The 25,964-nt window shown below is 73.3% G+C and carries 13 protein-coding genes; 9 read left to right on the top strand and 4 right to left on the bottom strand.

Going from position 1 to position 25,964, the window contains the following annotated elements:
* Entirely contained in the window at positions 1–753 is a 753-nt protein-coding gene (locus ACX114_RS35020; protein WP_459291684.1) for an endonuclease III domain-containing protein, read from the bottom strand.
* Positions 754–827: 74 nt separating this feature from the next.
* Complete coding sequence (locus ACX114_RS35015) at positions 828–1,328, bottom strand: GNAT family N-acetyltransferase (protein WP_459291683.1); 501 nt, start codon at positions 1,326–1,328, stop codon at positions 828–830.
* A 166-nt stretch (positions 1,329–1,494) separates the two neighbouring features.
* On the opposite strand from ACX114_RS35015, the gene ACX114_RS35010 reads away from it, so the two are divergent.
* The 3 genes from ACX114_RS35010 to ACX114_RS35000 all read left to right on the top strand — a co-directional run bounded on the left by ACX114_RS35010 (position 1,495) and on the right by ACX114_RS35000 (position 8,705).
* Positions 1,495–7,269, top strand: coding sequence for a hypothetical protein (locus ACX114_RS35010; RefSeq protein WP_459291682.1), 5,775 nt, complete (start codon positions 1,495–1,497; stop codon positions 7,267–7,269).
* Positions 7,270–7,302: 33 nt separating this feature from the next.
* The gene (locus ACX114_RS35005; protein WP_459291681.1) at positions 7,303–8,226 is read left to right on the top strand and encodes a CHAP domain-containing protein; all 924 of its coding nucleotides are present in this window, start codon (positions 7,303–7,305) and stop codon (positions 8,224–8,226) included.
* Between the two features lie 77 nt (positions 8,227–8,303).
* Positions 8,304–8,705 carry a hypothetical protein gene (locus ACX114_RS35000; protein WP_459291680.1) on the top strand — a complete coding sequence of 134 codons (402 nt, stop codon included), beginning with the start codon at positions 8,304–8,306 and terminating at the stop codon, positions 8,703–8,705.
* A gap of 13 nt (positions 8,706–8,718) precedes the next feature.
* Here the strand turns inward: ACX114_RS35000 and blaCOR are convergent, their stop codons facing one another.
* Both blaCOR and ACX114_RS34990 read right to left on the bottom strand, forming a co-directional pair.
* On the bottom strand, positions 8,719–9,456 hold the full coding sequence (gene blaCOR / locus ACX114_RS34995; RefSeq protein ID WP_459291679.1) for a COR family subclass B1 metallo-beta-lactamase: 738 nt from the start codon (positions 9,454–9,456) through the stop codon (positions 8,719–8,721).
* A gap of 114 nt (positions 9,457–9,570) precedes the next feature.
* On the bottom strand, positions 9,571–12,036 hold the full coding sequence (locus ACX114_RS34990; RefSeq protein WP_459291678.1) for a protein kinase domain-containing protein: 2,466 nt from the start codon (positions 12,034–12,036) through the stop codon (positions 9,571–9,573).
* Between the two features lie 168 nt (positions 12,037–12,204).
* Between ACX114_RS34990 and ACX114_RS34985 the strand changes: the two genes are divergently transcribed.
* The 6 genes from ACX114_RS34985 (at position 12,205) to ACX114_RS34960 (ending at position 25,930) form a co-directional block, all read left to right on the top strand.
* Positions 12,205–21,744, top strand: coding sequence for a flagellar hook-length control protein FliK (locus ACX114_RS34985; RefSeq protein ID WP_459291677.1), 9,540 nt, complete (start codon positions 12,205–12,207; stop codon positions 21,742–21,744).
* 13 nt (positions 21,745–21,757) lie between these two features.
* Positions 21,758–22,366, top strand: coding sequence for a hypothetical protein (locus ACX114_RS34980; RefSeq protein ID WP_459291676.1), 609 nt, complete (start codon positions 21,758–21,760; stop codon positions 22,364–22,366).
* A 57-nt stretch (positions 22,367–22,423) separates the two neighbouring features.
* Positions 22,424–23,119 (top strand): 7-cyano-7-deazaguanine synthase QueC, encoded by a 696-nt coding sequence (gene queC / locus ACX114_RS34975; RefSeq protein ID WP_459291675.1) that lies wholly within the window; start codon positions 22,424–22,426, stop codon positions 23,117–23,119.
* Complete coding sequence (gene ddpX, locus ACX114_RS34970) at positions 23,119–23,736, top strand: D-alanyl-D-alanine dipeptidase (protein WP_459291674.1); 618 nt, start codon at positions 23,119–23,121, stop codon at positions 23,734–23,736. The genes queC and ddpX overlap by 1 nt, the downstream gene beginning before the upstream one ends.
* A 98-nt stretch (positions 23,737–23,834) precedes the next feature.
* On the top strand, positions 23,835–25,073 hold the full coding sequence (locus tag ACX114_RS34965) for a serine/threonine protein kinase (RefSeq protein ID WP_459291673.1): 1,239 nt from the start codon (positions 23,835–23,837) through the stop codon (positions 25,071–25,073).
* Positions 25,074–25,117: 44 nt separating this feature from the next.
* Positions 25,118–25,930, top strand: coding sequence for an alpha/beta hydrolase (locus ACX114_RS34960; protein ID WP_459291672.1), 813 nt, complete (start codon positions 25,118–25,120; stop codon positions 25,928–25,930).
* Positions 25,931–25,964 lie beyond the last annotated feature (34 nt).

Genomic DNA, 25,964 nt, shown 5'->3' with positions numbered 1-25,964 from the left:
TCAGCGGTGGGAGGTGACGCCCTCCTGCCGGCAGTAGGGGAGCACGGGACAGGTGGAGCACTTCGGGCGGGAGCCGGTGCACACGTGTTTGCCAAAGGGGACGAGGAGCCGGTTGAGCTCCACCCAGTAGGGCCGTGGGAGCACGGCTTCGAGCGCGGCGAGGGTGCGCTCCGGAGTGGAGGCCTTCACGTAGCCCCAGCGGTTGGTGACGCGGTGGACATGGATGTCCACGCTGATGACCTCATGGCCGCAGGCGATGCCGAGCGCCAGGTGCGCGCACTTGGGGCCCACGCCCTTGAAGGACTGGAGCACGTCCGGATCCGCGGGGAGCTGGCCGTTGAACGCGTCACGCGTGCGCACGGCGATGGCGTGGACCTGGTGGGCCTTGCCTTCGTGGAAGGTGACGGGGCGGATGAGGGCGTCGATCTCCGCGGGCGTGAGGCGCGCGAGGGCTTCGGGCGTGTGCGCGCGGCCGAGGAGCCGGAGGGACGCGGGGAGGCTGACTTCATCGAGCGTGCGGATGGAGAGGATGCACGCGATGAGCTGTTCGAAGAGGGAGCCGTGGCCCTTCGCGGCGAGCTCGAACATGGCGGCGTCCGCGAAGGAGCGGACCTCATGGCGCACGCGGCGGAGGACCTCTTCGATGTCGAACGGGAGCTTGTCCGTGTCCGACGGCACGGCGTGCGCGGTGCGGGTGCTCTGGGCGCGAGGCGCCCGACGTGGACCTGTCGTCGTCTGCTTCTTGGCCGCCATGCGGGCCTCCTGACCTGGGAAGTTGGGTCCGGAGGATGTGACTGGCCGGGCGTACCTGCCGGGCCGGAGGGCGGTCAGGCGGGCGGGGTCAGGTTCATCGCGTACCAGCGGTCGCAGCCGAAGTGACCGGTGCGGCCCATGGGGGCGCAGAGCGGTTCGAAGCCGACCTTGCGGTAGAGCTTCTGGGCTTGATCCATGCCCGCGAGCGTCTCCAGGTAGCACTGCTTGAAGCCGGCGCTTCGCGCGAACTCCAGACAGTGTCTCAACAAGCGCTCACCCATGCCGTGGCCCCGGGCCTTGGGCAGGAAGTACATCTTCCGCAGCTCGCAGACGTCCGGCGCTCCTCCGTCCAGCGGCGCGATGCCCGCGCCTCCCACCACCTGGCCCCCATGCTCCACCACGAAGTACACGTGCCGGGGACGGCTGTAGGCCGCGCTCATCGCGTTCACCTCCGGGTCGTGGATCGCGAACCCCGGACCGTCCGCTCCGAACTCCGGCATCACCGCTCGGATGACCGCCGCCATCGCCGCGTCGTCCCGGGCCTCGATGGGCCTCAAAGTCAGTTCCGTGCTCATGACCTCCACGGTCCCATGACTCACGCCCTCCGGCCAGCGGCGCCCGGTGTGCACCTGTGCAGCGCCCTGCACAACCGCCACGCGCCTGATGCACCCCGGTGGATTTCAATCCCACGCCTTTCCAGGGCATTCTCCGTGGCACGGTCGTTGTAGAGGGGGAAGTTCCATGTACTGTCCTGCCTGCCGGCAAGAACGCCTGGGAAGCGCGTCCCAGTGCGTTGTCTGTGGCAATCGTCTCGCCGCCCGCGCCCGCTCCGCCATCGAGGCCGAGCTCGCGCATGTCCACTTCCTCCTGGACGAGGTGCGCCGCTGGGACGTCCACGACGTGCCGCCCATCGTCGGCCGCCGCCTCACCGAGCGCTACGAGCGCCAGGCCCGCGTCCTCCTCTCCGTCCTCACCGAGACGCCCATCGACGCGCCGTCGTCCGCGCCCGTCGAGCTTCGCGACGAGGCCGTAGCACCTCAAACGATGGGGGAGGGCGCTGTCGCCCTCGGTCCCGTGACGCTTCCCACCGTGGACGCGGCCGTCGAGGAGGCCCCTGTCGCGCAGGCCGTGAGCGCTGATGTCCAGGTCATCGCCGCAGCGGACACCGCCGCTTCCGTGGCTCACCCCACTGGCTTCGATGCCTCCGTCGAGCGCGACCCTTCCGCTCACGCTGCTGTCGCCCCGGACGCTCACGCCGCCGCTTCCAACGCTGTCGCACTGGACGCTCACGCCGCCGCTTCGGACGCTGTTGCTCCTGACGCTCACTTCGCTGTCTCCGACGCCGCTGCCTCCGCGGACGCCTCCGACGCTGTTGCCTCCGAGAACGCTGCCTCCGCGACTCCTGGCGCGACGGGCGCCTCCTTCCACTTCAACTCGCTCGACCTCATCGCGTGCCTGGGCATCGCCTCGCTGTCGGATGGCTCCGCGGCTCGCCGGTTGAACGCGGGTCGTGTCTCCGCCGAACCCCGCGCGCAGCACGCTTCCGCGGCCCGCCGGCTGCCTCCGAACCCGGGCGAACCGTTCGTGGAGCCTCCCGCTCCGAACAGCCGCACCGCTCGCATCATCGAGGAGACCTCGACGTGGAGCCGCGTGTGGCGGCCGTTCCTCTACGAGAGCATCGCGTGGTTCATCGGCGCGTTCCTCATCCTCTCCGGCACGCTCTACTTCGTCTTCGAGTCCTGGGACGGGATGACGTCCGTCACCCGCTCGCTCACCGTCTTCCTCATGACCGTGGGCTACTCCGTCGGGTTCTCCGTGTGGGGCGGCTACCTCGCCCGCCGCGAGTCCCTGCGCAAGCCGGGCCACATCCTCGGCCTCATCGGCTCCGCCGTGGCCCCGCTCGGCGGCGTCGCGCTGGGGCCCCTGGGCTTCGGTGAAGCGCTCCATCTGGACGGCGTGCGCCCGTTGCTGCTCGTGCCGCTCCTCTTCGCCTGGTCCGGCGTCGCCGCGTGGTTCGCCCGCAAGCCCGTGGAGTCCTTCGACGCGCCCTCGCGCCCGTTCATCCAACTGGGGCTCGTCGGCGTCACGCTCATCATGGGCCTGGCCCCCGTGGCCGCGCGCGTGGGTGTCCCGGCGGTGTGGCTCAACACCCTGCCGTGCATCCTCTTCTTCCTGCTGTCGAGCAAGGCCACCGAGACCCCCCGAAAGGGCGGTGCGCTCACCTTCGCGATCGCCGCGCCCCTGTTCCTCACCGCGATGTTCGCCATCCGGTTGCACCTGGCCCTGGGCGCCGCCGGGACCTCCGTTCCTCCTGGCACCTACGCGCCCTTCGCGGCGTTCCTGCTCGCCACCTGCCTGCGCTTCCGCACGCTCGATGAGAAGCGCGCCGCGGATCCGCTCGCGGTCATGACCATCGCGCTCCAGGTGGCCTGTCTCGCGGGCGCCATCGTCGGCACCAAGCCTGCCTTCTTCTTCACCGCCGCCATCTTCACCAGCACGCTCGTGTCGCTGTCGCGCGGCCCCGTGAACCGCCTGCCGTGGCTCTACCCGGCGTACGCGGGCGCGTACTTCAGCTATGCGTCCAGCGCGCAGTTGATTCCGCACGCCCTCACGCTCCTCATCAATGCCATCAAGACGCGCATGGGCTACCCGCCCTCGGCGCCGCTGCCCTTCCAGTACGGCGCGCTGACAGCCGTCCCGTTCGTGCTCGCGGGCCTGGTGCTCGCGTACCTCTCCCAGAAGCGCGGCGAGCGCACCGGTGACGCGCGGTCCCTGGGAATCGCGGACGTGCTGCTGCGCGCCACCACCTGGGCCGCGCCCGTGTTCGCCATCTACTCCCACGTGGGGCCCGACTCGCGGCCCTCCTTCTTCGCCACGCTCGCCCTGGCCGTGCTGTCCCTGGGCGCGGGCCTGCTGTTCAAGCGCTTCCCGCTGTCCGCCGTGGGCTCGGTGCTCTTCGGCCTGCTGCCCTTCAGCGCCTTCCGCGTCTACGGCGCGGCCCCCGCGGCCGTCGTGTCCGGCATCCTCGCCCTGGGCCTCGCGGTCCTCGTGTGGCGCCTCACGGACGAGCGCACGCGGCGCTTCATCTCCGCCGTGGTGGGCGTCATCGCCACGGCCGGGTTCGCCATCGCGCTGGGCACGACCCCTGTCGCCGCGCCCGTCGTGGGCATGACGCTGGGGGCCGCGGGCGTGCTGCTGGCCGCGTACCGGCTGCGCGACGAGAACTTCCTGGCCTACGGCGCCTTCCTCGCGGGCGCCATCTTGCCGAAGCTGGCGGCGGCTCACTCCACGCAGGCGCTGGTCGCGGCGATGGTGGGCGGCGCGCTGGTGCTGGCGCTCCTGGGCGAGCGCGGCGGCCTGCTCAAGCGGCTCGGCGTGCCGGCCCTCCTGTACGCGGGGCTCGCGGTGGTGTGGGGCCTGACCGGCCAGGTCTTCATGGGCCCCGTGCTCCTCACCGCCGCCGCGACGGTGGCGGTGGCCTCGCGCGGCTTCCCCGGTGTGCGGCCGTTCGCGGTCGTGCTCGTGGGCTTCGCGCTCCTGCCGGACGTGCCGCACGTCTACGCGGTGTGGGGGCTGTCTCCGGGGCTGTCGCTGGTGCTGCTCGTCACCGGCTCGCTCGTGGGCTCCATCGTCGCCGCGCGCAAGGGCAAGAGCGCGAGCACCACCACCGCGGGCATCCTCGCGCTCATCCTGCCGTTGTTGCCGGTGGCCCTGGCCCGCTCCAGCGACCAGACCCTGTTCCTGCTGGGCGCGGCGCTGGCGGCGCTCTTCACCGCGCGCACGCTGCCCGTGACGCTGGGGCTGATGATCGCCTCCATCGAGGCCCTCTTCGCGCTGCACGCATCCGGCCCGCTGGCCCTGTTGGGGCTCGCCACGTTCCTCAGCGTCCTGGCCCTCCTGGAGGACGTGCCCGCGGTGCGGCGCATCGCCGCGGGTGGCGAGTCCTTCCGCATCGTCGCCACGCTGGGCGCGATGGTGGTGCTGGCGGACGCCTCGCTGTCGTGGGACGGGCACGCGCTGTCGGAGCTTCGCGGCGCCACGCAGCTCGCGCTCATCGGTCCGGCGTTGCTGCCGCTGTTGTGGACGCGCTCACTGCACCGGCCCTTCGCCGCGGCGCTGATGGTGCCCTACGCCGTCGTGACCCTGATGGCGTGGCACCCTCCCTTCGGGTGGACCGCGCTGCTGCCGCTGTTCCCGCTGCTGGTGGTGCGCGTCGTGGAGCACGTGCCGGCCATGGCCTCGCTGCTCCTGCGCTCGCGGGAGGAGCGCCCTCGCCACGAGCTGTCGATGAGCATGCAGGTGGCGCTCATGTGCCTGGGCGGGCTGGCGCTGCTGGTCCCGGAACAGGAGCTGAGCCAGCGCACGGCCCTCTTCTGCGCCCTCGCGCTGGTGCCCATGACGGGCCCGCTGCCCTCTGTCCGCGTCATCGGCGCGTCCCTGCTGCTGATGTTCATCCCGGAGGCGCGTCCCTGGGCCACGGGGCTGTTGCTGGCCCTGGCGCTGGCGGATCACCACGCACCGCGGGCGCTGGCCTCCTTCTTCCGGAGCCCGCGTGACACGGCGCTGCGCGCCTCCGCCACGGGCTCGGCCCTGGCGATCGCGGCGATGTCCACGCTGGTGTCGCCGACCCCTGGCGCGCTGGCCGTGCTGGGCATGGTGGTCGGGGTGTCCGCGTTCCTGCTGTCGCAGCGCTGGCTGCTCACGGCGGCGGTGGCGGCGTTCGCGCTGGCGCCGCTGGGCCAGACGGGAACCCTCGCGGTGGGCGAGTGGCGCCCGGAGGGTGCGGTGCTCGTCGCGCTCGTGGGCCTGGCCTCCGCGCTGCTGTCCGCGCTGTGCCAGTCCGGCGCCGTGCAGCGCATGCTGACGAATGTCACCGCGCGCCTGACGCCCGGCATCGAGGGCACCTGGAGCGAGCCGCTGTGGGCCGGAGGCGCCGGCACCGTGGCGCTGCTCGTGGGCCTGCGGCTGGTGGACGCGGGGCCGGGCGAACTGCCCCTGTCCGTGGCGCTGGTCGCTGGCGCCGCGTCGCTGACGCTGATGGTGACGCGCGAGCGCCTGATGATGAACGCCGCCACGGCGCTGCTGGGCCTGGTGCTGGTCGCCGCCGTGCCGCCGCTGTGGGCGCCCGCGGTGGTGGCGGGCACGGGCCTGCTGCTGGCCGTCGCCGGCTTCGCGCTGGACAAGCGCGGCGTGGAGGCGGGCGCGGCGCTGCACAATGGTGGCGCGGTGCTGGCGCTGCTGTCACTCGCGGGCCTGCGTTCGCTCACGCACCCGGGCATGCCGCTGTGCGTGTTCTTCGTGCTGGCCACGGCGTGGGTGGTGGTGCTGCGCCGCCGCGACCGCGAGTGGGTGGGCTGGCTGGCGTCCCTCTTCGCCGAGCACGCCTTCCTCCTGCACTACGGCGCGACGCACTCCACCGGCCGGGGCGCGCAGTTCCTCCTGCCGTACCTTGGCGCGGCGACGGCGCTGCTCGCCACGCTGGTGCTGTCCGTGGCGGGCAAGGCGGTGCGCGGGCGCATGGGGCGCGCGTTCTCCATCATCGCGCTCACGGAGGTCCTGTTCGCGGTGCTGTCGGTGCGTCTGCCGGGCGGCGCGGCGCGCGAGGCGTGGGTGGCGTGCGGCGGACTCGTGTTCCTGCTGTTCGCCCTGGTGCGCCACGCGGCGCGCGAGGAGGACGAAGGCGCGGCGTGGCTCGCGCAGGCGGCGGTGGCGCTGGGCTACTTCTGCGTGCGCTTCATCGGCCTGAACGCGCGGCCCGACGCCGCGGACAGCCTGGTGTCCATCATGGGCGGCGCGGTCTTCATCGGCCTGTACCTCTTCGTGCGGCGCGAGGGCTCGGGCCTCAAGGCCTTCCAGCGTCCCGCCGTGGCGGGTGCGTGGCTCTTCCCGCTGGCGGGCCTGTTGACGGTGCCGTGGAACCAGCCGTTCATCGCGGTGGCGCTGCTCGTGGGCTACGCGGCGCACTTCGCGGCGCTCGGGGCGTTCACGAAGCAGCGGGGCCTCGCGTCGACGATGTCCGTCGCCGCCTTCAACACGGCGCTGTACCTCGTGTGGCTGGGCACCGGCTCCGGCGAGCCGCAGTACTACGTCATCCCCGCGGGCCTCTCCCTGCTCCTGCTCCTGCGCGTCTTCCGCAAGAGCCTGTCGATGGACGCCTACGCGCAACTGCGCGCCCTGGCGGTGACGGGCATCTACGTGGCGGGCGCGTGGAAGCCGCTGCTCTTCAACGACGGCGGGGCGATGCTGCTGTGCGTGTTCCTCTGCCTGGTGGGCGTGGGGGCGGGCATCGCGCTGCGGATCCGCTCCTACGTGTACCTGGGCTCGGCGTTCCTGGTGACGGCGGTGGCCGCCAACCTGGTGCGCTTCGGCATGCGCGACCACCGCATCGGCGCGCTGTTCCTGTCGATGCTGGGATTGCTCGTGGTGGGATTCATGGTGGTGCTCAGCGCCCACCGCGCCACCCTGCTCCAGAAGTACGGGCGGGTGCGCGACCTGCTCGCGACCTGGGAGGGATGATCGCTGTTTGACGTAAAACGAATCCGGGGTTGAATGCGCCCGCATTCACCCCCGGAGGACTTGTTGCTGCTGCGCCGTTCGTCGCTCGTCACCCTGATGTCGCTGGGCTGCCTGGTGGGTTGTGCGCACGTCCCGGACGCCGCGCCTCGCATGGCGGTGGAACTTCCGGTCGCGCCCTCCGCGCGGCCCCCGGTTGAAGCCCCAAGCGTCGCGCCGGTGGGCGCGGATGGTGCACTGGGTGTGAAGGCCGAAGCGCCTCCGCCGCTGGCCTTCGTGATGCCGGAGGGCAGCGAGGGACTGGCCGCCCTGCTGGATGCCGAGCCGCACCCGGTGCCGGAGGAGGCGGGCGTCATCGCGGCGGCGCTGGAGGCCGCGGCGCTCTTCACCGGTCCCACGCAGGGGCCGGGCGGCTTCTGGGACGAGTTGCTGCCTCCGCCGTCGAAGCTGGCGCGCGGCATCGTGGCGCGCGCGGCGCAGTTGGTGGGCGCGCGGCGGTTGGACCGCTCGGTGCCCAATGACTGCTCGGGGCTGGTGCGGCTGGCGTACATGCAGGCCGGCATCGACCTGGTGGCGCACGGCTTCCTCGCGGGCGAGAACGCGGTGACAGGCATCTTCCGTCGCGCGCAGGCCGTGGGCGCGGTGCACCGGCTGAACCCGCGTCCGGGCGACCTGGCGTTCTTCAAGGAGACGTACGACCGCAACCGCGACGGCAAGCGCAACGACGGCATGACGCACATCGCGGTCGTGGAGTCCGTGGCGCCAGACGGCACCGTGACGTTCATCCACCGGGGCGGCAAGGGCGTGGCGCGCAGCCGCATGAACCTGGCGCGCCCCACGGTGCACAAGCTGAACTCCGGTGCGCTGCTCAACGATTTCATCCGACCGGCGAGCAAGGGGATGCGCGCGTACCTCGCGGGTGAGCTGTTCGTCGCGTTCGCCTCGCCTGGAGCTTTGTAGTCTCACGGCAGTCGCAGGGGCCTGCTCGCACCGCGAGCGCGTTTGAATCCAGACGCGGGTGTGGCGTCATCCCGCGCATGAGACTGCCCCTGCTCCTGGGAAGCCTGTTGTTGTCGTCCGGCTGCATCGTGGCGGAGACGCGCCCTTCGCGTCCGCACCGGCCGCCTCCGCCCTCGCGTCCCGTGGCGATGGGTTACGACGAAGCGGTGCGGCGCGGGTTCGACCAGTGCCGTGCGCGCGGCTACCGCTGCGATTTGCAGGAGGCGCACCTCACCGGCAACGACGTGTGGAAGGTGAAGTTCCGCGTGGATGGCCGGGGCGAGAAGGGCCACCTGCACCTGGACTACGACGCCTATTCGCGCAACCTCATCAAGGTGAACGACAAGGTGAAGGACAAGGGCGGCCGCGGCTGGGATGACGACGACTGGGACGGCCCGGGGCGTGGCAAGAAGAAGGGCCACGCGCGCCGGGACGACTGAGGCACCGCGCGTTTCAGCGCTTCAGCAGGGCCTCGGTGTGGTCGAGCAGCTCCGGTCCGCCGGGCTGCTCGTGGCCGGGGATGATGATGCGGGCGTTGGGGAAGTGCTCGCGCTCGCGCCGGATGCTCTCGGGCCACGCGGCGACATCCGCGTCCTCCAGGTTGCCCAGGGTCTTCGCGTGGGCGTCCTTGATGAAGCAGCCGCCATAGAGGATGCCTGACGCCGGGTGCATGACGACGAGGTTGTCGGGCGAGTGCCCCGCGCCAGGGAAGAACACCGACAGCGGCCCGAAGTCCTGCGCATCCGCCAGCCGCTTCGAGGGCACGGGGTTGCCCTGCTTGCCCGCGCGCAGCGCCGTGTCCTCGCGAGCGTGGACGGGGATGCCCTGCGCGTCGAGCGTGGGGATGCCGCCGGTCCGGTCGAGGTGGAAGTGCGTCACCACCGCGGCGCGCACCGGATGGTGGAGCGTGTCACGGGCCCAGGTGAGCAGCGCCTGGGCGTGCTCCGGCGTCCAGCCGGTGTCGACGAGGATGGACGCGTCACCGTCCTCCACGAGGAGCCCGTTCGCGGTGATACCCGCCCAGTCCCCGCCCGCTTCCGTGACATGCATCCACACGCCAGGCGCCATGCGCCGCACGCGCACGTCCTTCGCGAGCACGAACTCATCCTGGGAAGGGGAGGGAGACACGGAGGGCGTGGAGGCACAGGCCGTGAGGAGGAGCAGGAGGGGACCGCAGCGCAGGGGATTCATGGGGCTCCAGAGAGGGGACCGCGAGAGAGGCCCGCCGCGAGTGCAAGAGGGATGCACAGCGGATCCACAGGGAACGCGCGGCCTGCGTGACACACGCGCGTCCGGAGAGCCACGCTATGGCGCGGACTTCTTCTTCAGCTCTTCGAGGGTCCGGTTGAACGTCTGCGGGTTGCAGGCCTTGCCGCCCGCCGCCTTCTCCCGCGAGGCCTGCTCCACCGCGCGCGTGAGGGCGGGCAGCGCGGCGGGGTCGCCCAGGCTCCCCAGTCGCAAGGCTGCCTTCGTGCGAACGACGCAATCGCTGGACGCCAGGGACGCGGAGTAGAGCCCCACCAGGTCCAGGCCCGCCTGGTCCTTCGCGTCCAGGTAGCGCAGCGCGCCCCACTGCTTCGCCGAGGGTTCTCCCCGGACCAGGGACTCCAGGTGGGAACGCACCGTGGGGACCGGCAGGGCGTCGAGGGCCTGGCGTGCGGAGGTGTCCCGCTCGTTATCCCCATAGTCCTCCGCCAGCCCGTCCAGGAGGAGCACTTCCGGCGCGGCCCGGCCTGCCTCGTCCAGGCCCAGGATGAGGTTGTGCTCGTCTTCGTGCTTGTTCAATGCGTGCTTCACCGCCGCGCGCAGCAGCGTCGTCTCCGGACCTTTCGGCACGTCTGCCTGGCCCAATCGTTCGAGTGCTTCCTTGGGTTTGCCGTCCTTCAGCAGCCCGCGCGCCTGCACCCGCGGATCATTCGCGTGCACCGTCCAGGCGACGCCCGCGCCCAGCAGCACCAGTGCTCCCACGGCGCCAGCCATCACGCGCGGACGCTGACGCAGGAAGGCCAGTCCCTCGCGCGCCTTCGTGAGCAGGCCCGCGAGCGGTGACGGCTTCGTCCCGGAGTCGGGGATGCCCAGCGCCGCGCCGAACGGCGAGCCCTCCGTCGCGCGTGTCACGCGGTAGAGCTGCACCTTCTCATTGCGCCCGGGCAGGGGAATGGCGCCGCAGGGCTCGGCGGCGGCCTCGGCGCGGTTTCGCACCATGTTCACGGCCTCGGTGAAGGTCACCTCGTCCGCGGCGGCCACGTGCTCCACCGCCTTCACGACCTCCATCGGCTCGCCGAGCACCGCGTCGTTCGTCACCAGCACCTCGCCCGCGTGCAGGCACACTCGGACGTGGAGTTGATGCTCTTCCGGCACCGTCTGGTTGTAACGCCACAGCGCCTGCTGCATCGCCATGCCGCAGCGAACGGCGGCCGAGGGCGCGCGGAAGACCGCGAGCAGCGCGTCGCCGCGCTTCTGCACCAGCTTCCCGTCGTGCTCGCGCACCAGCGGCATCAGCAGCCGGTCGTGCGTGTCCAGCATCCGCGCGTTCTCTTCGTGCGTCTGCCGGCTCATCCGGTCGGTGAAGCCCTGGATGTCGGTGAGCATCACCGTCACGTTCTGCGCCTTCGTCACCGGCGAGCCGCCCGTCACCGCGCCCAGCGCACCCGACAGCAGGCCCGTGGTGCCGAACGCCGCCGTGCCCGTGCGCGGCGGTGCCTGCACCGGGGGCGCCGTCACCGAAGGCACGGCCTGCGCCACACCGAACGCCGACGTGCCAGAGCCCGGGCCCGCGGGCGCGGGATTCACGCCGAACGCCGCCGTGCCTGAACCCGGGACGGCCGGCGCCGCCGGATCCACCCCGAAGGCCGCCGTGCCAGAGGACGGCGTCATGTTCGCGTGGACGATGGGCGTGCCCTGGCTGGGCGTGAACGCCATCAGCGCCGCGTGCGCCAGGCCCAGCGCGTCCGCCAGCTCGTTCGCCGTCTGCGGACGCTTCGCCGGGTCCTTGTCCAACAGCCGCATCACCAGCGACAGCAGCCCCACGTAGCGCGACAGCTGCGGCGCCGCGCGATCCAGGGGCAGCGGTGCGTGCGAGGCGTGCTGCGACAGGAAGTGGCGCGGCGTGGGCCCGTCGAACGGCAGCCGCCCGGACAGCACGCGGTAGGCCAGCACCCCGAACGAGTACAGGTCGCTGCGCGTGTCCACCTTCGCGCCCACGGCCTGCTCCGGGGACAGGTACTCCGGCGTGCCCAGCACCACGCCCACCTGGCTGAGCGCGCTGCCCGCCTCCGGCTCCACCAGCCGCGCGATGCCGAAGTCCAGCAGCCGCGCCTGTTCCCCTCGCGCGGACGGGGAGATGAGGACGTTCTCCGGCTTCAGGTCGCGGTGGATGATGCCCTTGTCGTGGATGGCCGCGAGCCCTTCCGCCAACTGCTGGAGCAGCGCCAGCGCGCGGGGCGCCAGCAGCGGGCCGCCCTGGAGCGCGTCGTAGAGGCTCTGCCCCTCCACGAACTCCATGACCAGGCACGCGGCGTCGCCGGACTGGCCGAAGTCCACGATGCGCACCACCGCCGGGTGCTCCACGGCGGAGAGGAGACGGGCTTCCCGCTTGAAGCGCTCGGCCATGCCGGCCTGGGCGTGGAGGTCGTGGTGGAGGACCTTGATGGCGACCTTGCGGCCCAGGGAGACCTGTTCGCCCAGGTACACCTCGCCCATGCCCCCGGAGCCCAGGGGCTTGAGAACCCGGAAACGACCATCGAGGACCAGTGCGTCGGGGGCCAGCACGGCGCGGCATATTGCACGGCTTCCTCCCAGGGCGCATGACGTTCCTCCAGGACGGAATCGCCTGGACAACGCCTGGGTACGCCGTGCCCCGCCGCCTGCTTCCCAGCCAAGGGTTTGCCTAAAAATTCCAGGGCTTAGGGGTCATGGTAGCCTCCCCAGCCTCCACCGATGGCCACCGATAGCGAGTCCCCCAAGCCCGTCGCGCCTGCTTCCGGCGCCGCCCCCGAGCTTCGCCTGTTGGATCGGCGTGCGTTCGTGGGCTTTCCGGCCTTGGAGGTCCAGCCCGGGCTGCGCATCGCCGACTTCGCGCTCCAGATTCCGGACGTCAGCTTCCCGTTCAACGTCAGCGCGGGCGCCACGCGCTACCAGCGCAAGAAGCTGCTCTTCGGCTTCCTGGAGCTGACGGTCGACGCGGACCTCGTCACGCGCAAGGTGGCGGAGCTGGCCGGGCGGCTCGCGGGCATCGAGGAGCTGCGGCTGCACTTCCGCCCCGGCTACCTGGAGGGCCAGGGCCGGCTGCCGGCGCCGGAGCGCACGCCGTTCACGTTCAAGATCGCCTTCGACGCGGACGGGGACCGGCTGGCCGTCTACGTCTACGACGTGCGGCTGTATGGCTTCTCCGCCACGCCGTCCGTGCAGCTGCCGGGCCTGTTGTCCGAGGCCGTGGGAGCGCTGGGCCTGTTGCCGGACGTGGAGGTGCGCGGCGCCACCGGCTTCTCCACCCGCGTGCTGCCCGCGCTGTGCGAGCTGGCCGCGCTGAGCCGGGGCTACAAGGTGCCCACGCTGGACACCGCGCGCCTGTCCGCGGCGGAGGTCTCCAGCACCGGCCTGCGTCTGCGCTTCGCCGCCGGAGGGCTGCCCCCGCCCGCCGCGCCGGACGAGGAGCTGATGCTGGCGCTGGAGGGCGCTCGGGCGTTCGCGGACGCGGAGGGCCTGGTCGCGCAGGGACGGCTCGCGGAGGCGCGGCAGGCGTACCTCCAGGCCGGTGATGCGCAGGACGCGCACCCGTTCGCGGCGGAGCGGTTGCTGGCGCTGCTCGTCGCGGATCCGCAGGCGCACGACCTGGCCCTGGACGTGGCGGCCACGCTGTCTCGCCGGCGTGACCGCAGCCCCGCGGCGCTGTGGGGCGAGGCCGTGGTGCGCGAGCGCCGGGGCGAGGGTGCCCGCGCGGCGGAGCGCTACCTGGCGCTGTGCGCGCTGGCCCGTCGCACGTCGGAAGAGGCCGCCGCGTTCTTCGCCGCCGAGGCCGCCGCGCGCTCCTCGCGCGACACCGCGCCCCAGGTGGCGGTGAAGGCGCTGCATGAGCTGCTGGGCCTCAAGCCGGACCACCTGCCGTCGTTGAAGGCGCTGGCGCGCGCGTCGGATCAGGCGCGCGACCGGGCTGGCGCGGTGCGGGCGTACCGGCGGCTCGCGGCCCTGGCTCGCGACCCGTTGGAGGCCGCGGACGCGCACGTGCATCTGGCGCGGCTGTGCGCGCAGACGGAGGACGACATCGCGGGGGCCCGGCTGCACTGCGAGGCCGCGCTGCGTCTGTCGCCGGACCAGCCGGACGCGCTGCTGCTGTTGGGCGAGCTGTGCCACCGCGGCGGTGAGCACCTGCGCGCGTTGAAGGCGCTGGACCGGCTGCGTGAAGTTTCGATGGCTCGCCATGAGCTGGACCGCGTGGGACAGGCGGACCTGCTCGCGGGCCGGGTGTGGGAAGAGGGCCTGAAGCAGCCGGAGAACGCGCTGCTGCGCTACCGCGAGGCCGTGTCGCTCCTGCCCGGTGAGCCGGAGCCGCTGTTCGCCTCCGCGCGCGTGGCCGAAGGCCTGGGCCGGTTGCAGGAGGCCCTGAGCGGCTACCAGCAGGCGCTGGAGCTGGCGGGGCCCGCGCCGCGTTCGGAGAGCGTCCGTCACGCGGCGCACGAGAGCCACCACGCGCTGGCGCGGCTGTCGCGCACGAAGCTGGGCGACCCGGCGCGGGCGCGCGAGCACCTGGAAGCGGCGCTCGCGTTGGATCCGCGCGATGCCGTCGCGCTGGATGAACTGATTCCGTACTTCCGCGTCACCGGCCGCTCGCAGGAGCTGGCCGAGGCGCTGGAGAAGGCCGCCGCCCTCAAGGAGGAGCCGAAGGCCCGCGCCGCGTTGTGGGCCGAAGCGGGCGAGCTGTACCGGGGCAAGCTCCAGCAGGCGGACAAGGCCGACAAGCTGCTCACGCTCGCGCTGGAGGCGGACGGCGACCACCGGCCCGCGCTGGAGTCGCTGCTGGCGCTGGCCGAGGCCCGCCGCGACGGCGCGCAGCTCACCCGCTGCCTCGCGGCGCTGGCGCGGCTGACGACGGAGCCGAAGGAGCGGGCGCAGAAGTACCGCCGCCTCGCGGTGGCCGCGCGCGACCTGGCCTTCGACCTGGACCTCGCCGTGCACGCGTTGCAGGAGGTGCTGCGCGCGGAGCCGGACGACCTGCCGGCGCTGGGCGAGCTGTGCGCGTTGCAGCGCAAGCGCTCCGACCTGGCGGGGCTCGCGACGGCGTTGGAGGACCGCGCGCGCGTCGCGGAAGCGCAGGGCGACAAGCGGCTGGCTGCGGCGGCGCTGCGCGAACTGGCGGGCGTGCTGGAGGCGCGGCTGGGTCGCGTGGGCGACGCGCTGGTGGCGCTGGAGAAGGCCGCGCGGCTCGCTCCGGACGCGGCGGTGCTGCTGGACCTGGCGGACCTGAGCCTGCGCTGCGAGCGGCCCGAGCATGCCCGGCGCGCGCTGGAGTCGCTGCTGGCCACGCTGCCGCGCACCGCGGCGCCGGAGAAGCTGGCGGACGTGCGCGCCCGGTTGGGCCGCGCGTGCGAGCTCTTGGGTGACCGCGAGGGCGCCATCGCCGCGTACGCGCAGGCGTTCCCGCTGCGGCGGCTGGATGACGTGCTCGCCACGCGGCTGGAGGCCCTCTACACGGAGGCCGGCGAGACGCAGGCGCTGGCCGAGCTGTGGGCCACGCGCGCGCAGGCGCTGGCGGGCGCGGACCGGGCGGAGGAGGCGGCGCCGCTGTTCCTCCAGAGCGCTCGCGCCCTGCTGGAACGCGGAGAGAAGGCCGCCGCGCTGATGCGCCTGGCCTCCGCGCTGGAGGCGAGCCCCGAGGGCCCGCTCGCGGCGGAGGTGCTGGAGGCCCTGGCCGAGCTGGAGCTGGAGCGCGGCGAGAAGCTGGAGGCGGCGCGGCTGTACGCGCGGCGCGCCACGCTGGTGCCGGATGCCCGGGCGGGCGCGAAGCTGCTCTTCCGCGCGTCGCTGCTGGCCGCGGGCACGAGCCGCGAGGAGGCCTTCCTCGCCGAGGCGCTGGAGCGCGACGCGACGTTCGCGCCCGCGCGCATCCGCCGGGGTGAGCTGCGGCTGGCCACGGATGCCCGCGCCGCGCTGGAGGACTTCGAGGCGGTGCTGGCGCTGCCGCCCGCGGACGTGGATGCCCCGCGCGAGGCGGAGCGTGTGGCCCTCACGCGCAAGGCCGCCACCGCCGCCGTGCGCGCGAACCGCACGGACGCGGCGCGGCGCCTGCTCGCGGAGTTCAGCGCGCGCACGCCGGAGGACCTGGACGCGCGGCTGGAGCTGGCCGCGCTGCACCGCAAGGCCGGCGCCCGCGAGGCCCTGGCGGACCTGCTGGTGGAGCTGTGGCCGCGTCTCGCCGGAGATGCCCGCCGTCAGGCCCGCCGCGAGCTGGCCGAGCTGTGCCTCTCCCTGGGCCGCGCGAGCGCCGCGGCGGATTCGCTGCGCAGCCTCCTCGCGGAGGAGCCGCAGGACGCGTGGGCGGCTCAGTCGCTGCTGGAGCTGCTGCCTCCGCCCGGAACGGGCACGCCGGAAGAAGAGTCCGAGCGGCTGGAGCTGCTGGGCACGCTGGTGTCCGCCGCGTCGGGTGAAGCCCGCGCCGAACTGCTCGCGCGCCGGGCCATGCTGCACCGGAGCGCCGGCCGCACGGGTCCCGCGCGCGACGACTGCGCCCAGGCCGCGAAGCTGTCGCGCCGTCCCGCGCCGCTGCTGCTGATGCTGGCGGAGCTGGCGCGCGAGGCGTCGGACGCGCCCGCGGAGCTGGATGCATGGCGCCGCGCCGTGGCCGCCGACGCCACCCTGGGCGCCCGCGCCCGGGAGCGGCTGCTGGCCCTGGCCACCGTGCTGCTGGAGAAGGACGAGCGCGCCTCCGCCGGGGACGCGCTGCGCGCCGCCATCACGCTGGAGCCGCCCGCCGACGCGCGGTGCGATGCCTTCTTCCAACTGGCCGAGCTGGCCCGCCGCGAAGGCAAGCCCGCGGACGAAGCCGCCGCGCTGGCCGAGGCCGCGCGCCAGGGGCCCACCGCCCGCCGCGTGGAAGCGCTCCTGCTGCGCGCCGAGCTGCTCGAAGGCCAGGGGGACCGCGAGGCCTCCGCGCGCGACCTGGAAGCCGCGCTCGGTCTGGCGCCGCGCCACGAGAAAGCCACGCTCGCGTTGCAGCGCGTGCTGCGCGACCTGGAGGACTGGGCCCGGCTCGCGGAGCTGCTCGCCGCCGAGGCGCCCCACGCGCCGCCCGCCGCCGCCGCGTCGCTGTACTCGGAGCTCGCGAGCCTCTACCTCGACCGGTTGGGGCAGGGCGCGCCCGCCGAGGCCGCGCTGCGCCAGGCGTTGCGGCTGGCCCCCGCGGACGCGGCGGTGCGCCGCCGGCTGGTGTCGCTGGTGGCCGGTCGCGGAGAGCTGCTGGAGGCCGCGGGCCTGCTGGAGGCCGCCGCGGAGGACGCAGACGCCGCCGAGGCCGCGGCGCTGCTGCGCGAGGGCGTCACCTACGCGCGGCAGGCCCAGGAACTGGACCGGGCCCTGGCGCTGGCGCGTCGCGCGCATGAGCGGGTGCCCGCGAAGGGCGAGGACCTGGCCACGCTGGCGGACCTGCTCTACCTGCGCGGTGTCGTGCGCGAAGCCCTGCCGTTGCAGGAGGCCCTGGTCCAGGCCGCGGACTTCCGCTCGGCCCCGGAGGCGGCGGAGGCCATGAGCCTGCGCCTGGGCGACCTGGCCGAGCAGTCCGGCGATGTGAAGCGCGCGGTGGCCGCGTACCGGTACCTGCTCACGCAGCGTCCGCTGTGCGAGCGCGCCGTGGAGCGTCTCTCCGCGCTGCTGGAGCGCGACGACCCGCGCGGTGCCTTCGAGGTACGCGTCGCCCACGCGCGCGTGCTGGCGCCGTCCGAGGACACCGTCGCGCGGCTGGTGTCATTGGCGGAGCGTGCGCGCGAGGCGCTGGCGGACGCGGGCATCGCCGCATCATTGCTGTCCCACGCGGCGAAGATGGCGAAGGAGCCCCTGCCGCTGCGCCGCCGGCTCGTCGCCCTGTATCGCGAGACAGGCCGCACGTCGGAGCTGCTGACGGAGCTCCAGCCGGTGGCCGCGCTCAGCCTCCAGGCCGGTGACGTGGACGCAGCGCTCGCGGCCTACGACGAGGAGGCCCGGCTCGCGGAGTCGATGGGCCGCACGGACGAAGCGCTGCGCTCGCTCGCCAACGCCCGTGACCTGCTCGCCGCCGGTGAACGCAACGCCGAAGCCGCCGCGTGTGAACGCCGCCGCGCGGAGCTGCTGCGCGACGTGAAGCTGGACCTGAACGCGGCGGAGGCCTCGCTGGAGCGCGCCTTCGGCCTGGCCGCGGAGCTGGACACCGCGCGCATGGGCGCGGCCCTGGCCGAGCGCCGCGACGACGCTGCCGCCGAGGCGCGCTGGTGGGAGCGCGGGCTGCCCCGGATGACGGGCACGCGCGAGGGCGCGGCGGTGCTGCTGCGCCTGGCCCGCCTGAACCTGGGCGAGCTCGCGGACACGGCTAAGGCGGAGGGTTTCCTGCGCCAGGCCCTGCGCCAGGACCGCTGGCTCACGGAAGCCGAGAACCTGCTCGCGGAGTTGCTGGAGCGCGAGGGCCGGCTCGCGGAGCTGGCCGCCTGGTACGAGGAGTGCGCGGAGTCGGAGATCGACGCCGACCGTCACGCGGCGCTGCTGCTCCAGGCCGCGGTCCTCTACCGCGACCGCGCGAACAAGCCGGAGGCCGCCGCCGCCGCGCTCATCGCCGCGCGCGCCGCGAAGCCGGACGACCTGAACCTGACCGCGCAGGCCGCGGAGCTGCTGCACCAGGTGCGCCGCCCCGCGGACGCCGCCGAGTTCGACGCCATCCTGTTGGAGGCGGATCCGTTCCGGGAGCCTGTCTTCACGCGCCACCGCGCCTTCCTCGAGGAGAGCGGTGAGCGCCAGGCCCTGGCCGAGCTGATGCTCCGTCGCGCCGAGCGCCAGACGCCCGCCGAGGCCGCCGCGAGCTACCTCGCCGCCGCGAGCGCCTTCCGCGAAGAGGGTGCCCGCGAGCGCGCCATCCTCTGCGAGGACCGCGCCTTCGAGCTGGACCCCGCCAACGCCGAGGCCTTCCAGCACGTGCGCGAGCGCGCCGCCGGAGACGTGCGCCGGCTGGCGGACCTGCTGGGCCAGCGCGCGGAGGCCGTGGCCCCCACGGAGGCGCTGCCCCTGTTGCGTGAGCGGGCCCAGCGCCTGCTGGACGCGGGCGAAGCGCTCAAGGCCGCGGAGGCCTTCGACGACTACCTGGGCCGCGCGAACGGTGACGTGGACGCCCTCTGCGCGCGCGCCGAGCTGGCCGCCCAGGGCGGAGGCCCCGCCGCCGCGCAGCCGTATGACCGCCGGGTGCTGGCGCTGGGCGGGGACTCGCTGCCGGTGCCGGTGCGCGTGCGCACGTGGCTGCGCCTGGGCCATGCGTCGCTCGCGTCGGGCGCGTTCCACGACGCGGCGGATGCTTTCGAAGCGGTGGTGTCGCTGGAGCCGGAGGGCGCGCGCGGCGGTGAGGCGCTGTCGCTGCTCGCGGAGGTGCACTCGCGCACGGGCAACGGCCCCGGCCTGTACCGGGCCTCGTTGCAGCTGGCACGCAGGGCCCAGGACGCGGCGACGGAGGAGGTGCTGCTGCGCCGCGCGGCCGACCTCTTCGACGATCCGCGTGAAGCCATCGACGCGCTGGTGCCCCTGGCGCGGCTGCGCCCCGCGGACGCGGGCGTCATCGACCGCGCGGTGGAGGGCCTGCGCGCCCTGGGCCGCCATGGCGACCTGCTGGGCATCTACGAAGCAGGCGCGGAGGCCGCGGGAGGCTCGCGCGCCGCGGAGCTGCTGCTCGCCGCCGCGTCCGTGGCGAACGAGTCGCTGTCGGACGCGGACACGGCCTGGGCCCTCACGCGCCGCGCGGCGGAAGCGGATCCGGAGAACCCGGCCGCCCTGCGCGCGCTGGTGGACGGCCTGCGTGCGCGCAAGGAGTCCACGGAGCTGCTCGCCGCGCTGGAGCGGCTGATTCCGCTCACGGACGACGCGGACGAGTCCGCGGTGCTCCGGCTGGAGTTCGCGGAGCTGGCGAAGGATGCGAGCCGTGAAGAGGCCGCTCGCGACGCGCTGGAGGCCGTGGTGGCCCGGGGCGCTTCCAGTGCCGGCTACGCCGACGCGCTGGAGGCACTGGAGCCGCTGCTCGGTGACGCGCACGCGCGCCGCGCCGAAGTCCGCGTGGCCCGCGCGGAGCTCGCGTCGGGCGAACAGCGCGTGTCGCTGCTGGTCGCCGCCGCGCGTGCCTTCGAGAAGGCAGGTCTGCTCGAAGACGCGCTGAAGGCCGCGAAGGCCGCCGTCGCCACGGAGCCGGACCTGCGCGCCGCGCTGCTCGTCGCGCACCTGCACCGCGCCTCCGGAGACGCGCCCCGCGCGGCCCGCGCGCTGTTGCAGGCGGCCCGGCTCGCCGCGCCGGAGGAGCGTCCCCCGCTGCTGCTGGAGGCCGCCGGCCTCTGGGAGAAGGCGGGCGAGATGGGCGAGGCGCTGGAGGTCGTCGAGCGCATCGCCACCGACGCGCCGGACATGCTGTCCGCGTCGGAGTTGGCCGAGCGCTTCGCCCGCCTGGGTGCCTTCGCGCGCGCCCTGGACGTGGGCTTCGCGCCCGCCATGGCCGCGGGCGAGTACACCGACGCGCTGGCCATGGCCGCGCAGGCAGGCGATGTGGCCCGCACGCGCGTGGCCCTCTGGGCCCTGGTCGCGATGCCGGACGCGGATCCCGCCCACGCCACCGCGCTCGCGGACGGTCTGCGCGAGGACGCGGAGTGGGAAGGCCTGCTGGAGCTGGCGGCCCTGTCCTACGACCGTGACGCCGCCTTCTCCGTGGCGCTGCGCGACGAGGTCCTGCGCGCCCGTCCGGCCCCGGTGTTCGCGCGCCTGCGCGCCCTGGAAGAGCTGGGCGGAGAGCCCGGCCTCGGCGCGCGCCTGATGCTCCTGCTGCCGGAGCTGGGCCTGGAGCCGGAAGCCCTGGCCGAAGCGGTGCTCACCCGCGTGCGCGCGCTGCCGGAGCCCGCGCGGCTGGAGTCCCTGGCCTTCGCCGCGGACGGCTGGCCCGCGCGCCGCGAGGAGCTGCTGCGCGAGCGCTACGCCCTGGAGCGCGAGCTGGGCCGCCTGGAGTCCGCGGAGCGCACGCTGGCGCTCATCGCCCAGGACACGAACGACGCGAAGTCGCGCGCGCTGCTGCACCTGGAGCGCGGCGAGCTCTTGCAAGGCCCCCTGGCCCAGCCCGCCGAGGCGCGCGAGGCCTTCGAGGCCGCCCTCTCCGACGACGCGGACAGCCTCGCCGCCGTGCAGGCGCTGCTCGCGCTGGTGGACGAGGCGCGCGAGTCCACGGTGTTCCTCACGCTGGCGGACACCCTCGCGAAGCTCGCGGGGTCCGACGCATGGGCGCCGTACCGCGAGCGCCTGGCGGACGCCTACGAAGCGCAGCAGCGCTGGGCCGAAGCGGCCACGCAGCTGGAGCAGCTCCCGGACACGGACGAGCGGCTGGCCCGCCGCGTGAAGTTCGCCGAGGCGCGCGGCATGGTGGGCGAAGCGCTGCGGCTGCGCGAGCGCCTCACGCAGGACCCCGCGGAGCTGGAGGTCATCCTCCGCGGCTACCTGGACGCGCAGCTCGTGGGCCCGGCGGTGCGTCTGGCGGAGCGGCTCGCGGACGCGAATCAGCTCTCGCCCGCGCTGACACGCTGGGTGACCGAGCGCTTCTCTCCGGTCCCGGACGGCGCGGTGCTCGCGGTGCGCTTCTGGCCCGCGCTCCTGCGTGAGAAGTGGCCGGACGTGGACGGCTGGACGCTGTACGCGGAAGCGCTGCGCGCCCTGGGACGTCCGGAGGCGGAGCGCACGGACGGCATCGGCGCCGCGCTCGTGAGCAGCGATGCCCCCGCGCCTCGCGCGCCCGTGTCCCGGCTGGAGCGCCCCGCGCAGGACTTCCAGCACCCGGAGCCGGAGGGACTGGTGCCGGTGACGGAAGCCAGCCTCGCGCGGCTGCACGTCGCGCTGGGGCCGGTGCTCGAGTCGCTGGGCGCGCAAGGCGTGCGCGTGTCCGTGGACCCGCGCGGCGGGGTGGAGGCGTACCTCACGTCGCCGGACGCGCTGGTGCTGGGCGCGGGCGCGCTCGGCTGCTTCGGCGCGGTGGAGCTGGGCTGGCTGTGCGCGCTGGCGCTGGCGCTGGGCTCGGAGGGCGTGGAGCTCACCCGCCCCGGCGCGGTGCTGGCGTGGGAGGACGCGGCGGTGGCGGCCTGGCGCGCGATGCCCGCGTCGCTGGCGGCGGGGCGCGTGCTGGCGCGGCTGGACTCGGACGTGCGTGGCGGTGACCCGGCCGGCGTGGATGTGGGTGCGGTGCTGTCCCGCAGCGAGGCCTTCCGGCAATTGGCCCTGGCGTCGCTGGACGCCTAACCTGGAGCGCGTCATGCACCTGAAGCGACTGGCAGTGGCGCTCTTCCCCGCGGCGGCCCTGGCCGTGGCGGTGGGCTGTTTCTCCGACCCCGTCTACCCGGGCAACCAGGTGATGGGCACGTTCCGCTTCCAGGCGAAGCTGGACGCCGCGCGCACCACGTGTGACGCGGGCTCGCGCGACTTCGCGCAGCTGGACGACGCGGGCAGCTTCTATTTCGAGGGCACCTTCTCCCGCGACACCGACGCGGGCACGGGCTTCTTCACCGTGCAGGGCTTCTCACGCGACGCGGGCTACACCGGCCAGAGCGTGTCCTCCACCCACCGCGCCATCGCGCGCCGCGACTCGTGCGGCACCGGCTGCGAGGACTCCGAGATCGAAGAGGCCATGAACGTCATGCTCCTGAGCGACAGCCAGGCGCGCAACGTGGCCCGCGACTGCAAGCGCCTGGACGGCGGCGTGCCGGAGGGTGACATCCCCGCGCCCACGGAGAACGGCTACGACGTGTCGCTCGCGTGCGGCACGCTCACGGACATCTTCCTGCCGGGCAAGGGGGCGAGCTGCAAATGCAACCCGGCCACCTGCACCACCGTGTACACGGTGAGTGGCGACCGCATCGACTGAAACACCCGGGGCCTGTCCCTGTCGTGTAACGTGCGCCGCCCCGAAGTGGAGGATGGAATGGCGAAGCGTGCGGTGGTGCTCCTGTCCGGAGGCCTGGACTCAACGACGTGCCTGGCGATGGCGAAGGCGGACGGCTTCGAGCCGGTGTGCCTGTCCATCGCCTACGGACAGCGCCACTCGGTCGAACTGGAGCGGGCGAAGAAGGTCGCGGCCACCATGGGCGTGCGCGACGTGCGCGTAGTGACGGTGGACCTGCGGCAGGTGGGCGGCTCCGCCCTCACGGACGACATCCCCGTGCCCAAGGACCGCACGGAGGACGCCATGTCCCACGACGTCCCCGTCACCTACGTGCCCGCGCGCAACGCGCTGTTCCTCTCCATGGCGCTGGGCCTGGCGGAGGTGGTGGGCGCCACCGACCTCTACATCGGCGTCAACGCGGTGGACTACAGCGGCTACCCGGACTGCCGCCCGGAGTTCATCCGCTCGTTCGAAGCCATGGCCCAACTGGCCACCAAGGCGGGCACGGAGGGCGCGACCTTCAAGGTGCACGCGCCGCTGTCCGGCCTCACCAAGGCGCAGATCATCCAGGCCGGCGTGAAGCTGGGCGTGGACTACGGGATGACGCACTCCTGCTACGACCCGGACGCCCAGGGCCGCGCGTGTGGCCGCTGCGACAGCTGCCTCCTGCGCGCCAAGGGCTTCCAGGAGGCGGGCGTGCCGGACCCCACCGTGTACACGGACGGGGTGCGCTGATGCTGCCGGCGACAGGCCTCGCGCTGACCCTGGCGCTGCTCGGAGGCGCGCCGCCCAAGGCTCCAAAAGCAGAGCTGGTGGACGCGGCCACCGTCATCCCGGACCTGGTGCTGGACCTGCGCTACGCGACGAAGGACAACTTCCTCAAGCGGCAGGTGTACCCGGACGGCGCGCGGTGTCTGTTGTTGCCGGACTCGGTGAAGCGCCTGACGCAGGCCGCGGAGGTGCTGCGCGCCCAGGGCTACCGGCTGAAGGTCTACGACTGCTACCGGCCGCGCGCGGTGCAGTACGAGATGTGGAAGATATTGCCCAAGCCCGGCTACGTGGCGGACCCGCGCAAGGGCTCCAACCACAACCGGGGCGGGGCGGTGGACCTGACCCTGGTGACGAAGGACGGGGCGGAGGTGGAGATGCCCACCCCCTTCGACGACTTCACCCCCGCGGCCCACCACGGCTACACCGGCGGCACCCCGGCTTCCCGCGAACACCGCGAGGTGCTGCGCAAGGCCATGGAGGGCGCCGGCTTCAAGCGCAACCGGATGGAGTGGTGGCATTACGACCTGCCCGGCGCTACGAAATTGCCGGTGCTGGACGTGCCCTTCACCCCGAAGGAATGACGCCTGGCCGCCCGCTGCCCTAGTGGTTTCGGGCGGTTGCGTCACGGACTGCGCGTAAGTGGGCGCGCGCGGGGAGTGCCTGCTATTCCTGGCGTCCCATGAGTCAATCGCTCGCGGCCGGCCTGGAAAACACGCTCATCTCTCCGAACTCTGGAGCCGCCGCGCTGGCGCCCACGCTGGCGCCCGGTGGATCCACGACCCAGCGGCGCAACACCGTGCTGCCGCGCGTGGAATGGAAGGGCCAGCAGCCCAGCGTGATCCCTCTTCAGCGCGAGCGCTTTGAAGAGGTGCGCCCGCTGGGGCAGGGCGGCATGGGCGAGGTGGTGCTCATCCGCGACCACGACATCGAGCGGGAGGTCGCGCTCAAGCGGCTGCCCCCGGGCGCGGACCTGGACCGCGTGCTGCGCTTCGTGGAGGAGATCCGCACGGTGGGCATGCTGGACCACCCGAACATCGCGCCCGTGCACGACGTGGGCGTGGATGAGCAGGGCCGGTACTACTTCCTGATGAAGCACCTGAAGGGCGAGACGCTGGAGTCCATCATCGCCCGGCTGCGCGATTCGGAACTGGACGCGCTGGTGCGCTATCCGTTCCAGGTGCGGGTGCAGATCTTCCTGGGCGTGCTGCACGCGGTGTCGTACGCGCACGGCAAGGGCTTCATCCACCGCGACCTGAAGCCCGCGAACATCATGGTGGGCCCCTTCGGCGAGGTGACGGTGCTGGACTGGGGCCTCGCGCGCCGCGTGGGTTCGTCCGCGGTCCGGGCACTCCCGGCGGGCGCGCCGACGGACCTGCACTCGGCCCGGCCGCTGCACACGGAGCTGGGCTCCGTGGTGGGCACGCCGCTCTACATGTCCCCGGAGCAGGCGCGCGGCGAGCACGACACGATGGACGCGCGCAGCGACGTCTACAGCCTGTCCGTCCTCTTCCACGAGCTCCTGTCGCTGTCGCACTACCTGGAGGGCATCCAGTCGGTGCCGGACATCATGTCGGCGGTGCAGACGCGCGAGCTGAGCATGGGGTCCATGCACAAGAACACCGCGCAGGGCCCGGTGCCGGCGGAGCTGATGTGGTTCGTGAAGAAGGGGATGAGCAAGGACCCCAAGGACCGCTTCGAGTCCGTGGATGACATGGTGGCGCAGCTACAGGCCGCGCTGGAGGGCCGCATCCACGTCCACTGCCAGCGCACGATGCTGAAGAAGACCCTGCACAAGGGCCTGCGCATCGCGGACCGCAACCCCATGGCCCTCACGGCGGCGGGCCTGGTGGGCGCGGGCCTGGTCATCGCGTCGGCGGTGAACCTGGGCCTGTCGCTCTTCGGAGCGATGCTGCACTGAGCCTTCTGTCGCCCCGGCGGGGCGCGGTGTGATGGAGTGCCAGCGTGCAACGCCTTCGCCGACTCCTCATGGCCTTCGTCCTCATCACCGGCATGCTGTACCTCGCGCTGTGCGCGGTCCTCTTCGCCGCGCAGCGCTCGCTCATCTACCCCGCGCCCCGCACGGAGCCCTCGAAGCTGCGCGACCAGCCGGGCTTCGGCGTGGTGCCGCTGGCCACCGGTCTCAACGTGGACCGCTTCTATCTGCCCGCGCCTCCGGGAGCCCCCACCGTGGTGCACTTCCACGGCAACGGCGAGCAGCTCCTGTGGCAGCAGAGATTGGGGCAGGCGCTCGGGGACGTGGGGCTGGGCTTCCTCGCGGTGGAGTACCCGGGCTACGGCGCGTCGCCGGGCAGTCCGTCGGAGGCGGGCCTGTACGCGTCCGCGGAGGCCGCGCTCCAGTTCCTGCGCGAGCAGGGCGTGAAGCCGGAGGACATCGTGCTCAGCGGGCGCAGCCTGGGCACCGGCGTCGCCGTGGAGATGGCCCGGCGCGGATACGGCGCACGCATGGTGCTGGTGTCGCCGTACACGTCCATGGTCGCCATGGGCCAGCGCACCGTGCCCTTCCTGCCCACGGCGCTGCTGATGCGCGACCGCTTCCAGTCGCTCGACAAGGCGAAGGACATCCCCATCCCCGTCCTCATCATCCACGGCGAGGAGGACGAAGTGGTCCCCGTGGACATGGGCCGCACGCTGGGCCAGCGCTTCCCGAAGGCCCGCGTGGTGACCGTGCCGGGCGCCCACCACAACGACGTGCTGGAGGGGAATGGCCAGCAGGAGCTCGCGCGGCTGGCCACGTTCGCGCTCGACGGGACCTGAGCGGCCCGGCAGGGGTGACAGGACGCATGACGTC

Source organism: Corallococcus sp. M7 (assembly GCF_054512695.1).
Note: the sequence above shows the minus strand (reverse complement) of the source record. Positions and strands in the feature narration are given on the sequence as shown.